We start from the raw sequence: 12,893 nt of genomic DNA, 5'->3' as shown, positions 1-12,893 counted from the left end.
CACCGGCTTCTCACCGAGAACAACACCGCGTACCGCCACTACGTCACTTCCCGGGGCCGCTCGGCGTGTCAGGGAGCCCGGTGCGGGCTGCCGCAGGAGCGGAGGAAGTCCCGGGTGCGGCGGGCGATGGGGAGGGGCTTGTCGGGCGGGCACGGATACATGTCCTGCTCGACGATGGCGAAGAGATCGACGTCCAGCTTGCGGGCGGCGGCGAGTACGGGCTCCAGCGCGGGCACCCCGCCCGGCGGTTCGCACATCACTCCGCGCGCCACGGCGGGCCCGAACGGCACCTCGTCGGCCACGACTTCGGCCAGGATCTCCGGGTCCACCTGCTTGAGATGCAGATAGCCGATCCGTTCGCCGTAGGTCTCGATCAGCTTGACGCTGTCGCCGCCGCAGTAGGCGTAGTGGCCGGTGTCGAGGCAGAGCGAGACCAGGTCGGGATCGGTGGCGTCGAGGAAGCGGCTGACGTTCTCCTCGCTGTCGATATGGGTGTCGGCATGCGGATGGACGACGATGCGCAGCCCGAAACGGTCCCGTACCTCGCGGCCCAGCCGCTCCGTCTGGGTGGTGAGGTTGCGCCACTGCTCCGCGGTGAGGCTGCGGTCCTCCAGGACCTCGCCCGTCCTGTCGTCGCGCCAGAACGACGGGATGACGACGAGATGCCCGGCGCCCATCGCCCGGGTGAGTGCCGCGATGCCGGCGACATGCGCCCAGGTCCGGTCCCAGACGTCCGGTCCATGGTGCAATCCGGTGAAAACGGTCCCGGCCGAGACCGTGAGCCCGCGGCGGCGGGTCTCGTCGGCGAGGCGGGCCGGGTCGGTCGGGAGGTAGCCGTACGGGCCGAGCTCGATCCACTCGTAACCCGCCGCGGAGACCTCGTCGAGGAAGCGCTGCCAGGGCACTTGCTGCGGATCGTCGGGGAACCACACACCCCACGAGTCGGGTGCCGAACCGATACGGATACGGGCCGGAGGCGCTGCGGAGGAGGTCATGACGTCCAGCGTCCAGTCCCGGACGACGCGTGTCAATCATTCGTCCGTATGTCCGGACAAAGCATTGACAGGGTTGCGGGGGAGGGCTAGACCTGGGAGCAGCCGCCCCGGTCACCGGTCGAAGGGATGCATATGCCTGAGCTGTACGACGTGATCACCATGGGCCGGATCGGTGTGGATCTCTACCCCCTGCAGACCGGTCTGCCGCTGGCCCGGGTCGAGACCTTCGGGAAGTTCCTCGGCGGCTCACCCACCAATGTCGCCGTCGCGGCAGCCCGGCTCGGCCGGCGGACCGCAGTGGTGACCCGCACGGGCCGGGACGCCTTCGGGGAGTATCTCCACCACCAGTTGCGGGAGTTCGGGGTGGACGACCGGTGGGTGACGCCCGTCGACGCGTATCCGACGCCGGTCACCTTCTGCGAGATCTTCCCGCCCGACGACTTCCCGCTCTACTTCTACCGGCAGCCCAAGGCCCCCGACCTGGAGATCCACGAGTCGGAGCTGGACCTCGACGCGGTGCGCTCCGCCCGGGTCTTCTGGATGACGGGCACGGGGCTGTGCGCCGAACCGAGCCGTACCGCGACCCTCGCCGCGCTGCGGGCCCGCGACCGCTCCGGTATCACCGTCTTCGACCTCGACTGGCGCCCGATGTTCTGGGACACCGCAGAACCCGCACCCGGCTCCCGCCCCACCGCCCGCTACCGCGAGGCCCTCGCCCATGCCACCGTCGCCGTCGGCAACCTCGACGAGTGCGAGATCGCGACCGGCGAGCGCGAACCGTACGCGGCCGCCCGCTCCCTGATCGCCGCGGGCGTCGAGCTGGCCGTCGTCAAACAGGGCCCCAAGGGCGTCCTCGCCGTCCGCCGCGACGGCACGGTGGCCGATGTGCCGCCGCTGCCCGTCGAGGTCGTCAACGGCCTCGGTGCCGGTGACGCCTTCGGCGGGGCGCTCTGCCACGGGCTGCTCGCCGGCTGGGAGACCGAGCGCATCATGCGGTACGCCAACGCCGCCGGTGCCATCGTCGCTTCCCGGCTTGCCTGCTCGTCCGCCATGCCGTTCCCGTACGAAGTCGAAGCGGCCCTGACCGAAGGTGCCGTCACCTCCCGCCCCACCGGAGCCACCCCATGACGCCCCCGGCCACCTCGGTCTCCGAACTCGTCCAGTTGCGCGTGCGCCACCCCGAGGCCGTCGCCGAAGCCGCCGCACGGCGCCGCAGACGCCCCCTCGTCGGCAGCGGCGGCCGCCTGATGATCATCGCGGCGGACCATCCGGCCCGTGGCTCCCTCGCCGTCGGCGACCGTGAACTGGCCATGGCCAACCGCTTCGAGCTCCTGGAACGGCTCTGCCTCGCCCTCTCCCGCCCAGGCGTCGACGGCGTCCTCGCCACCGCCGACATCCTCGACGACCTGCTGCTCCTCGGCGCACTGGAGAACAAGGTCGTCGTCGGCTCGATGAACCGCGGCGGACTCGCGGGCGCCGCCTTCGAACTCGACGACCGCTTCACCGGCCACCGCCCCGAAGACCTCGCCCGGCTCCGCTTCGACGCGGGCAAGCTGCTGCTCCGTATCGATTACGACGACCCCGGCTCGCTCGACACCATGCACGCCACCGCCCGTGCCATCGACGCCATGGCCGCGCACCGGCTGCCCGTCTTCGTCGAGCCGTTCCTCTGTCGCCGCATGGACGGCCACGTCCGCAACGACCTCGGTGCGGAGGCGGTCACCACCTCGATCGCCATCGCCTCGGGGCTGGCCGGGACATCCGCGTACACCTGGCTCAAGGTCCCCGTCACCGAGAACCCCGACGACATGGCCCGGGTGATGAAGGCCTCGACGCTGCCCGCCGTGCTGCTGGGCGGCGAGGTGGGCGACAACCTGGACGGCGCCTTCGAGAAGTGGCGCACGGCGCTGCAACTGCCGACCGTCCAGGGCCTGGTGGTGGGGCGTTCGCTGCTCTACCCGGCCGACGGGGAGGTGGCCGCGGCCGTCGACACGGCCGTATCGCTGCTGGAGCCGAGAGGAACGGACACGTACCGGGTAACGGGTAGGGAATGGGTATGACGACGGACAACGAACCGCGGTACCACCTCGGCGCCGGGAGCGCGGCAAGCGGCCCTTACACCCTCGACATCGATCCGAAGCGCGCCGGCTGGGACCGGTCGAGCCTGCGTGTGCTGGAACTGGAGCCGGGCAGAATTCACACGCTCGTCACCGGGGAGAGCGAGTGGATCGTCCTGCCGTTGACCGGTGGCTGTACGGTGCACACCTCAGATGAGATCTTTGAACTGCTGGGCCGGGAAAGCGTGTTCAGCGGGGTATCCGACTTCGCGTACGTACCGCGTGACGCCCATGCACAGATCGCCTCCGGCGCAGGAGGCCGCTTCGCCCTGGCAGGAGCGAAGTGCGAGCGACGACTCCCCGCTCGCTACGGCCCCGCGCCGGAGGTACCCATCGAGCTGCGCGGCTCCGGGAACTGCTCCCGCCAGGTCAACAACTTCGCCGCCGCCGACACCTTCGAGTGCGACCGGCTGATCGCCGTCGAGGTCCTCACCCCGGGCGGCAACTGGTCGTCCTACCCACCGCACAAGCACGACGAGCACCGTCCCGGTGTCGAGTCCGTCCTGGAGGAGATCTACTACTTCGAGGTGGAGAACGACGGCCTCGGCTACCACCGGGTGTCGCCGTCGAGGGACGGCGGTACGGATGTCCTCGCCGAGGTCCGCAGCGGTGACGCGGTCCTCATTCCCGACGGCTGGCACGGCCCGTCCATCGCCGCCCCCGGCCGCACCCTCTACTACCTCAACGTGATGGCGGGCCCGGGGGAACAGCGGGAGTGGCTGATCAGCGACCATCCCGACCACAGCTGGATCCGCGACACCTGGCCGTCGCAGCCGGTGGACCCCAGACTGCCGTTCTACGGGACGGACCACGGGACGGAGGCGACCTCATGAGCGCACCACGCACCCGCAGGCTCACCACCGCCCAGGCCCTGGTGTCCTTCCTGTCCCGCCAGTACACCGAGCGCGACGGCCGGCGGCAGCGCCTGATCAGCGCCACCTGGGGCATCTTCGGCCACGGCAACGTCGCCGGAGTCGGTCAGGCGCTCGTCGAGTCGGGCCGCGCCATGCCCTATCTCCAGGGCCGCAACGAGCAGGCCATGGTGCACGCCGCCGTCGGCTACGCCCGCCAGTCCGGCCGGCTCTCCGCGCACGCCGTCACCACCTCCATCGGCCCCGGCGCCACCAACCTCGTGACCGGCGCCGCCCTCGCCACCATCAACCATCTCCCCGTCCTCCTCCTGCCCGGGGACACCTTCGCGACCAGGCCCGCCGACCCCGTGCTCCAGCAGCTCGAAGTCCCGTCCGCCGGCGACATCTCGGTCAACGACTGTCTGCGTCCCGTCTCCCGTTACTTCGACCGGATCACCCGCCCCGAGGCGCTGATCCCGGCCGCGCTCCAGGCCATGCGGACCCTCGCCGACCCGGCGGGGACCGGCGCGGTCACGCTCGCGCTGCCGCAGGACGTGCAGGCCCAGGCGTACGACTGGCCGGAGGAGTTCTTCGCCGAGCGCATCTGGTACGTACGCAGGCCGGCCCCCGATCCGCACGAGCTCGACCGGGCGGTACGGGCCGTGCGCACCGCCCGCCGGCCGCTGATCGTGGCGGGCGGCGGCGTCCACCACAGCGCGGCCGAGGAGACCCTCGCCGCGTTCGCCGCCGCCACCCGTATCCCCGTCGGCTCCACCCAGGCCGGCAAGGGCTCCCTGCGTCACGACCACCCCGCCGACGTCGGCGGCATCGGCCACACCGGCACCGCGACCGCCGACGAGCTGGCCCGCACCGCCGACCTGGTGATCGGCGTCGGCACCCGCTACTCCGACTTCACCACCGCCTCCGCCACGCTCTTCTCAAACCCGGCGGTCCGCTTCCTCAACCTCAACATCACCGGCTTCGACGCCCACAAGCTCGGTGCGCTCCCGCTCGTCGCCGACGCCCGCACCGCCCTCGAAGCCCTCACCGCCGAGCTCGCCGCACGCAACCACCGCGTCGACCCGTCCTACGAGACCGAGTACACCGAGGCCAAGGAGAAGTGGGAGCAGCGCGTCACCGCCGCGTTCACCGCCGAGGACCCGCACGCCCGCCCCACCCAGGCCCAGGTCCTCGGCCTGCTCGACGCCCTCGTCACCGAGGACGACATCCTGATCAACGCCGCCGGCTCGCTCCCCGGCGACCTGCACAAACTCTGGCGGGCCCGCTCCCCGCACCAGTACCACGTCGAATACGGCTACTCCTGCATGGGCTACGAGATCCCGGCCGCGATCGGAGTCCAGCTGGCCGCCCCCGACCGCCCCGTCTGGGCCCTCGTCGGCGACGGCACATATCTGATGAATCCCACCGAGATCGTCACCGCGGTGCAGCAGGAACTCCCCGTGAAGCTGGTCGTCCTCCAGAACCACGGCTACGCGTCCATCGGCGGCCTCTCCGAGACGGTCGGCGGCGAGCGCTTCGGTACGGCCTACCGCCACCGCGCCGCGGACGGCGGCTTCACCGGCCCCCCGCTCCCCGTCGACCTCGCGGCCAACGCCGGCTCGCTGGGGATGCGGGTGCTGCGTGCCAAGACCGTCCGTGACCTGCGCGAAGCCCTTGCCGAGGCGCGCGCCGCGGACCGTCCCACTTGTGTCTACGTCGAGACCGAAACGACAGACACAGTGTCGGGCCCCCCTCCGGCACAGGCGTGGTGGGATGTTCCCGTAGCCGAAACGGCCACCCGGCCGTCGGCCGTGAAAGCCCGGGAAGAGTACGACCGTCACGTCGCCGACCGACGCCACCACCTTTGAAGGAGTTCTGTCATGAAGACCGTCAACCACTGGATCGGTGGCAAGACCGTCGAGGGTGCGTCGGGCAACTACGGCCCGGTCACCGACCCGGCCACCGGCGCCGTCACCACCCAGGTCGCGCTCGCTTCCCTCGAAGAGGTCGACGCCGCGGTCGCCGCCGCCAAGGACGCCTACGCCACGTGGGGCACGTCCTCGCTGGCCGCCCGCACCGCGGTCCTCTTCCGCTACCGCGCACTGCTCGACGCCCACCGCGACGAGATCGCCGCGCTGATCACCGCCGAGCACGGCAAGGTGCACTCGGACGCGCTGGGCGAGGTCGCGCGCGGTCTGGAGATCGTCGAGCTGGCCTGCGGCATCACCACCCAGCTCAAGGGCGAGCTGTCCACCCAGGTCTCCAGCCGGGTCGACGTCTCCTCGATCCGCCAGTCGATCGGTGTCGTCGCCGGTATCACCCCGTTCAACTTCCCGGCCATGGTGCCGATGTGGATGTTCCCGCTCGCCATCGCCTGCGGAAACACCTTTGTGCTCAAGCCCAGCGAGAAGGACCCGTCGGCCGCCAACCTGCTGGCCGAGCTGGCCGCCGAGGCCGGTCTGCCGGACGGCGTGCTGAATGTCCTGCACGGCGACAAGGTCGCCGTCGACGGCCTGCTCAACCACCCCGACGTGGCCGCGGTCTCCTTCGTGGGCTCCACCCCGATCGCCCGCTACATCCACGCCACCGCCTCCGCCAACGGCAAGCGCGTCCAGGCGCTCGGCGGCGCGAAGAACCACATGCTGGTGCTGCCGGACGCGGACCTCGACGCCGCGGCCGACGCCGCGGTCTCCGCCGCGTACGGCTCCGCCGGTGAGCGCTGCATGGCGATCTCCGCGGTCGTGGCGGTCGCCTCCATCGCCGACGAGCTCGTCGCCAAGATCAAGGAGCGCGCCGAGAAGATCAAGATCGGCCCCGGCAACGACCCGACGTCCGAGATGGGCCCGCTGATCACCGCCGCCCACCGCGACAAGGTCGCCTCCTACGTCACGGGCGCGGCCGCCCAGGGCGCCGACGTCGTCCTCGACGGCACCGGCTACACCGTCGACGGCTTCGAGGACGGCCACTGGCTCGGCCTCTCCCTCCTCGACAACGTGTCCACCGACTCGGACGCGTACAAGGACGAGATCTTCGGCCCGGTCCTGTGCGTCCTGCGCACCGAGACGTACGAAGAGGGCGTCGCCCTCATGAACGCCTCTCCGTTCGGCAACGGCACCGCGATCTTCACCCGCGACGGCGGCGCCGCCCGCCGCTTCCAGCTGGAGATCGAGGCGGGCATGGTCGGCGTCAACGTGCCGATCCCGGTGCCGGTCGGCTACCACTCCTTCGGTGGCTGGAAGGACTCCCTCTTCGGCGACCACCACATCTACGGCAACGACGGCGTGCACTTCTACACCCGCGGCAAGGTCGTCACCACCCGCTGGCCGGACCCGGCCGACGCCCCGGCGGGCGTGGACCTGGGCTTCCCCCGCAACCACTGATCCACAAACACGCCCGACGGCCCGTACGGAAGCTGTTCCGTACGGGCCGTCGCCATGTCCGCGGCACCCCCGCGCTGACGTGTCGCTGACGCCGGGGACACATGCCCGTACCGCCGTTCCGACGGCGCTGGACTGCTCTCGTGCTCGTCGACTGGAATGGAGCAGGCACCCACGAAGCGCGGTACGGGGGCTCTTGCGGAGGCTCGACCTGGCGGAGGCGATGGCAGTGAGTGCGGTGGACGAACGCCCTTCGGGGCCTGAGGCGGTGGGCGCCGCCACGGTTGTGGACGACCTGCTCGATCTGCCCCGGTCCGAGCGACGGCAGGCACTGGAGGATCTCGTCGTCGCCGAGTTCAAGATCGTGCTCCTCATGGACGACGATGACGAACTCCCCCTGGACGAGAGCTACTTCGACCTGGGGCTCACCTCGCTGACGATCACCGATCTGAAGCAGAGCCTGGAGTCGATGATCGGACACGAACTCAGCGCGAGCCTGCTGTTCAACAGTCCCACCGTGGGGCAGCTGATGGACCACATCTGCGACGAGCTGCTCCCCGGACTGTTCCGCCCCGCGAGCGTCTCCGCGCCCCCGAACGGGCCCGCATCCGCCGCTGCCCCCCGCTCGGCCGACTCTTCGGCGGACGCACTGGTCGACGAAGCCCTCACGAACCTCTACCAGGGGTAGGAGACATGGCAGATCTGGACGACGCGACCACCGAAAGCGCCCTGAAGCAGGCTCAGGAAGACCTGCGCAAGCAGCGCGAACTCCTGAAGGAGCTGCTGCAGGAGAAGTACGAACCGATCGCGATCGTGGGCGTCGGCCTGCGCTTCCCCGGCGGAAACGACTCCCTGGAGGGATTCACCGAGTTCCTGCGCGAGGGACGCAGCGCCATCGGACCGTTCCCGAAGGACCGCTGGGACGTCGAGGCATACGCGTCCGGCGAGGGCCGCGGTGTCATCCGGACCTCGGGCGGCGGCTTCCTCGACGGGCTCGAACGGTTCGACCCCAAGTTCTTCAAGACGGCCCCCGCCGAGGCGCACTGCCTGGACCCGCAGCAGCGGCTGGTGCTGGAGACCGCGTGGGAGTCCCTCGAACACGCCGGGATCGACCCGACCGCGCTGCGGCACGGCAACGGCGGCATCTACGTGGGGGCCAGCTCTCTCGACTACGTGATGGAGATGGACGAGCTCCGCGACGACGAACTGGACGGCCGGATCGCGGCCGGCGTCTCGCACTCGGGCATCTGCGGCAGACTCTCGTACTTCCTCGGCTGGCGCGGCCCTTCCCTCACCGTGGACACCGCCTGTTCGGCCTCCCTCGTCGCACTCCACCTCGCCGTCCAGGGGCTGCGCCGCCGCGAGTGCGACATCGCCCTGGCCGGCGGGGTCAACGCCATTCACCACCCCCGCAGCACCGCGCTCTTCTCCGATCTGAGCGCGCTCTCGCCCGACGGCCGGTGCAAGACCTTCGACGACACGGCCGACGGCTACGGCCGGGCCGAGGGCTGCGGCATGATCGTGCTGAAGCGGCTGTCGGACGCCCGGCGCGACGGCGACACCGTGCTGGCGCTCGTCCGGGGCAGCGCCGTCGGGCAGGACGGGGAGAGCGCCGGGCTCACCGTGCCCAACGGTGCCGCACAGGAGGCCCTGTTACGGCGGGCGCTCAGCAGCGCCCGGCTGGAGCCCGGCGACATCCAGTACGTGGAGGCGCACGGCACCGGAACCCCCCTCGGCGACCCGATCGAGATCGGTGCGATCAGCGAGGTCTTCGCGGACTCGCACAGCAGGAACGATCCGCTGATCGTCGGCTCGTCCAAGACCAACCTCGGACACATGGAGCCGGCCGCGGGGATCGGCGGAGTCATCAAGGCCGTGGCCCAGCTGCGGAGCGGCGAGATCTTCCCCCACCTCAACTTCGAGAAGCCGTCGACACGCATCCCCTGGGAGGTCTCCCCGGTCGAGATCCCCACGGAGTGCCGCCCCTGGAAGTCCGGCACCCGACGGGCGATGGTCAACTCCTTCGGCTTCGCCGGCACCCTGGCGTCCGCCGTGCTGGAAGAGGCGCCCGCCGGTGCGGACGGTCCCGCCCGTGAGGAGGACGAGCGGGCCGGGGACGCGAACGAGCGCGGCGGCCATGTCTTCACCCTGTCCGCCAAGTCGGCCCGCTCGCTCGCCCTGCAGATCGAGCGCTATCAGCGACTGCTGGCCGACCGCCCCGGCCTTCCGGTCTCCGCCATCTGCTACACGGGCAACACCGGGCGTGCCCACTTCGACCACCGGATCGCCGGAGTCGTCCGCGACCACGCCGGCCTCTCCGCGCTGCTCGCCGACCGGGCCGACCGGGCCGACCGGCCCGCGACGGCCAAGCCGGAGGCCATCCGCAAGGCGGTCTTCCTGTTCACCGGGCAGGGCGCGCAGCACCCGGGCATGGGCCTCGCCCTGTACGGGCGTCACCCGCTGTTCCGCCGGACCGTCGACGAGCTGGACGAACTCTTCACCCCGCATCTGGGACGCTCCATCAGGGAGTTGATGTTCGGCCGCACCGAGGACGCCGGAGAGCTGCACCGCACCCGGTACACCCAGCCCGCCCTGTTCGTCCTGGAGTACGCGCTGGCGCGGCTGTGGCTGTCCTGGGGTGTGCGGCCTTCGGCCGTCATCGGACACAGCATCGGCGAGGTGGTCGCCGCTGCCGTCGCCGGCCTCTTCACCGTGCCCGACGCGGTCCGGCTGGTCGCGGTCCGGGCCCGGCTGATGGACTCGGTCACCGCCCCCGGCGGCATGGCGGCCGTCGGGGCCGACGCGGAGACGGCGAACGCCCTGGTGGAGCCGTACGACGACCTCGCCGTCGCCGCGTACAACGCACCGACGCAGTGCGTCATTTCGGGAGGTGCCGCTTCGCTGGACGCGGCGACCGCCGGGCTGTCCGCCAAGGGCGTGCGGGTCAAGCGGCTGCCCGTCTCGCACGCCTTCCACTCGCCGCTGATGGGCGCGGTCACCGAGGAGTTCCGCGCGGCCTTCGACGACATCGCCTTCCACGAGCCCGAGTTCACCCTGATCTCCAACCTCACGGGCCAGGTCGCCCGGTGGCGGGACATCTCCAAACCCGACTACTGGGTCCGGCACATCGCCGAACCGGTGGACTTCGCGGCCGGTATGCGGACCGTGGCCCGGCGCGGCCGACACGCGTTCATCGAGATCGGGCCGTCCGCCACGCTGTCCTCGCTGGCCCGGGAGAACCTCGATGCCCCGGGCGACACCTGGCTCACCAGCCTGCGCCCCGCTCAACAGGACGACCTGGCGCTGCTGTCCTCGGCGGCCAAGCTGTACGCCGCCGGATACCCGGTGTCCTGGTCCGGTTTCCACGCGGAGCGGCGGATGCGCCGGGTGGTGCTGCCGGGTTACGCCTTCGACCGTCAGGAGTACTGGCTCCGGTCGGCGAACCCCCGCCGCTCCGCGCCCCGTACCGGAGAGGACGCACAGCCCCTCACCGCTGCGGAAGGCCCCGCCGTGGCGCCCACCGCCCCGGCGGAGCTGGACACCGAACGGCTGCTCTCCATGGACCAGGGCGAACGGCTCGCCGCCCTCACCGGACACATCCGTGCGCTGATGGCGGCCGAGCTGCAGTTCGACGACCCCGCGGAGATCGAGCCCGGTGCGCACTTCCTCGACCTGGGCCTCGACTCGCTGGCCGCCGCCCGGCTCAGCGGGCAGCTGGGCACGGCCCTGGGCCGCATGACCACGGTGTCCGAGGTCATGGACCACCCCAGCGCCAGTTCCCTGGCCGAGTTCGCCGAGCAGCGGCTGACCTCGGACTGAACCCCGCGCCGCACACGGCCGGGCACCGACCTCCGGATCAGCCGGACCTGTTGATGGAGAGACCATGGACGAGGCCACGCCAGAGACACTCGCCGCCATCCCCGGACACCACGCCGCCGTCCGGCCCGATCACGTCGCCATGATCCATCTCGGCACCGAGGTGACGTACGCCGAACTCGACCGCGAGAGCAACCGTGCCGCGCACGCTCTGCTCGCCGCGGGGCTCGCTCCCGGTGACCGGGTCGCGTTCCTCGGTATGGAGTCGCAGCACTACTACGAGATCGCCTTCGCCAGCGCCAAGAGCGGCACCGTCCTGGTGCCGGTCAACTGGCGGCTCACCGAGAGCGAGGTCGAGCACCAGCTGCGGGACTCCTGCGCCCGGCTGCTCTTCGTGGAGGAGGAGTACCGCGCCACCGCCGAGCGGATCGAGCCCGAGCTGCCGGAGCTGAAAACGGTCGTCGGCATGGACACCGAGGGACGGCGCGGCGCGGGCTTCCTGGACTGGAAGTCCGCCTTCCCGGACACCGGCACCGGGTACCGCCCCGATCCCGCCCAGCCCGTCGCCCAGATGTACACGAGCGGCACCACCGGGCTGCCGAAGGGTGTGGTCCTGCCGCACCGGAGCTTCTTCGCACTGGGCCGGGCCATGGACGACAACGGTCTCGACTGGGTGGACTGGAAGCCGGACGACAAGAGTCTGATCGGGCTGCCGGGACTGCACATCGCAGGGCTCTCCTGGTCCATGCAGGGCTTCACCGCAGGCGTGACGAACGTGATCATGCGGATGTTCGTCGCCCAGGACGCCGTCGCCCTGATCCGGGACGTGGGTGTCACCACCACCTTCGTCGCCCCGGCCATGCTCCAGATGATGCTGGCCGAGCCCGCCGCGTCCAGGGAAACCTTCGCGACACTGCGCAAGGCGGTCTACGGCGGCTCGCCGATCGCCGAGGAGCTGCTGGTCCGCTCCATCGAGGTGCTGGAGGCCGACCTGGTGCAGGCGTACGCCGCCACCGAGACGGGCAACGCGGTGGCCCTTCTGCCGATGCCCGACCACGTACCGGGAAGCCCCCGGCTGCGTGCCGCCGGACGTGCCTGCCCGGGGGTGGAGATACGGATCGTCGCCGACGGCAGGACCTGCGCCACCGGTGAGACCGGCGAGGTATGGGTGCGTTCGCCCGCCGTCATGCTGGGCTACTGGAACCTGCCGGAGGCCAGCGCGCAGACCCTGGCGGACGGCTGGCTGCGGATGGGGGACGCCGGCTATCTCGACGAGGACGGCTATCTCTACCTCTGCGACCGGATCAAGGACACGATCATCGTCGCGGGGGAGAACGTCTACCCCGGTGAGGTCGAGGAGGCACTCGGCAAGCACCCGGCGGTGGCCGAGGTGGCGGTCATCGGGGCCCCGCACCCCCGCTGGGGCGAGGCGGTGCACGCCTGCGTGGTGCTGCACGAGGGCATGCGCGCGACCCCGAGGGAACTGATGCTGTCCCTGAAGGGGCGGATCGCCGACTTCAAGATCCCCGTCCGGTACGACTTCCTGGACGGCCTGCCCCGCAACTCGACCGGGAAGGTGCTCCGTCGCGAACTGCGGGACCGGTTCTGGGCGGGACGGGCCAGCAAGATCCACTGACGCCGGACGCCGGACGCCGGACGCCGGACGCCGGACGCCGGACGCCGGACGCCGGACGCCGGACGCCGGACGCCGGACGCCGGACGCCGGACGCCGGACGC

General features: G+C 71.0%; 9 protein-coding genes. 8 read left to right on the top strand and 1 reads right to left on the bottom strand.

Annotation, left to right across the window (positions count from 1 at the left end):
- Nucleotides 1-68: 68 nt before the first annotated feature.
- Nucleotides 69-995: a sugar phosphate isomerase/epimerase family protein gene (locus tag ACGFU7_RS06825; RefSeq protein ID WP_393693556.1), complete on the bottom strand. Its 927-nt coding sequence runs from the start codon at nucleotides 993-995 to the stop codon at nucleotides 69-71.
- Between the two features lie 132 nt (nucleotides 996-1,127).
- Here ACGFU7_RS06825 and iolC point away from each other — a divergent pair, with 132 nt between their 5' ends.
- The 8 genes from iolC (at nucleotide 1,128) to ACGFU7_RS06785 (ending at nucleotide 12,792) form a co-directional block, all read left to right on the top strand.
- Nucleotides 1,128-2,123, top strand: a complete 996-nt coding sequence (gene iolC / locus ACGFU7_RS06820; RefSeq protein WP_393693048.1) for a 5-dehydro-2-deoxygluconokinase — start codon at nucleotides 1,128-1,130, stop codon at nucleotides 2,121-2,123.
- Nucleotides 2,120-3,055: a deoxyribose-phosphate aldolase gene (locus ACGFU7_RS06815; protein WP_393693046.1), complete on the top strand. Its 936-nt coding sequence runs from the start codon at nucleotides 2,120-2,122 to the stop codon at nucleotides 3,053-3,055. The genes iolC and ACGFU7_RS06815 overlap by 4 nt, the downstream gene beginning before the upstream one ends.
- The gene (gene iolB / locus ACGFU7_RS06810; RefSeq protein WP_393693044.1) at nucleotides 3,052-3,945 is read left to right on the top strand and encodes a 5-deoxy-glucuronate isomerase; all 894 of its coding nucleotides are present in this window, start codon (nucleotides 3,052-3,054) and stop codon (nucleotides 3,943-3,945) included. Before ACGFU7_RS06815 ends, iolB begins: the two co-directional genes overlap by 4 nt.
- A complete protein-coding gene (gene iolD / locus ACGFU7_RS06805; protein ID WP_393693042.1) occupies nucleotides 3,942-5,831 on the top strand; it encodes a 3D-(3,5/4)-trihydroxycyclohexane-1,2-dione acylhydrolase (decyclizing) in 1,890 nt (629 codons plus the stop codon). Before iolB ends, iolD begins: the two co-directional genes overlap by 4 nt.
- 12 nt (nucleotides 5,832-5,843) lie before the next feature.
- The gene (mmsA, locus tag ACGFU7_RS06800; RefSeq protein ID WP_393693040.1) at nucleotides 5,844-7,343 is read left to right on the top strand and encodes a CoA-acylating methylmalonate-semialdehyde dehydrogenase; all 1,500 of its coding nucleotides are present in this window, start codon (nucleotides 5,844-5,846) and stop codon (nucleotides 7,341-7,343) included.
- A 220-nt stretch (nucleotides 7,344-7,563) separates the two neighbouring features.
- Nucleotides 7,564-8,028, top strand: a complete 465-nt coding sequence (locus ACGFU7_RS06795) for an acyl carrier protein (RefSeq protein WP_393693038.1) — start codon at nucleotides 7,564-7,566, stop codon at nucleotides 8,026-8,028.
- A gap of 5 nt (nucleotides 8,029-8,033) precedes the next feature.
- Nucleotides 8,034-11,159 carry a beta-ketoacyl synthase N-terminal-like domain-containing protein gene (locus tag ACGFU7_RS06790; protein ID WP_393693036.1) on the top strand — a complete coding sequence of 1,042 codons (3,126 nt, stop codon included), beginning with the start codon at nucleotides 8,034-8,036 and terminating at the stop codon, nucleotides 11,157-11,159.
- Nucleotides 11,160-11,223: 64 nt separating this feature from the next.
- Nucleotides 11,224-12,792 (top strand): long-chain-fatty-acid--CoA ligase, encoded by a 1,569-nt coding sequence (locus ACGFU7_RS06785; protein WP_393693034.1) that lies wholly within the window; start codon nucleotides 11,224-11,226, stop codon nucleotides 12,790-12,792.
- Nucleotides 12,793-12,893 lie beyond the last annotated feature (101 nt).

It is taken from the genome of Streptomyces sp. NPDC048473, from assembly GCF_043200155.1.
GTDB lineage: Bacteria > Actinomycetota > Actinomycetes > Streptomycetales > Streptomycetaceae > Streptomyces.
The sequence above is the reverse complement of the archived record's forward strand: the minus strand, read 5'-3'. Positions and strand labels throughout refer to the sequence as shown.

What these genes read in the sequence shown, in the direction of transcription:
- iolC (WP_393693048.1), top strand. Translation starts at nt 1,128, where the DNA reads ATGCCTGAGCTGTACGACGTGATCACCATGGGCCGGATCGGTGTGGAT.
- mmsA (WP_393693040.1), top strand. Translation starts at nt 5,844, where the DNA reads ATGAAGACCGTCAACCACTGGATCGGTGGCAAGACCGTCGAGGGTGCG.
- ACGFU7_RS06825 (WP_393693556.1), bottom strand. Translation starts at nt 995, where the DNA reads ATGACCTCCTCCGCAGCGCCTCCGGCCCGTATCCGTATCGGTTCGGCA.
- ACGFU7_RS06790 (WP_393693036.1), top strand. Translation starts at nt 8,034, where the DNA reads ATGGCAGATCTGGACGACGCGACCACCGAAAGCGCCCTGAAGCAGGCT.
- ACGFU7_RS06795 (WP_393693038.1), top strand. Translation starts at nt 7,564, where the DNA reads ATGGCAGTGAGTGCGGTGGACGAACGCCCTTCGGGGCCTGAGGCGGTG.
- iolD (WP_393693042.1), top strand. Translation starts at nt 3,942, where the DNA reads ATGAGCGCACCACGCACCCGCAGGCTCACCACCGCCCAGGCCCTGGTG.
- ACGFU7_RS06785 (WP_393693034.1), top strand. Translation starts at nt 11,224, where the DNA reads ATGGACGAGGCCACGCCAGAGACACTCGCCGCCATCCCCGGACACCAC.
- ACGFU7_RS06815 (WP_393693046.1), top strand. Translation starts at nt 2,120, where the DNA reads ATGACGCCCCCGGCCACCTCGGTCTCCGAACTCGTCCAGTTGCGCGTG.
- iolB (WP_393693044.1), top strand. Translation starts at nt 3,052, where the DNA reads ATGACGACGGACAACGAACCGCGGTACCACCTCGGCGCCGGGAGCGCG.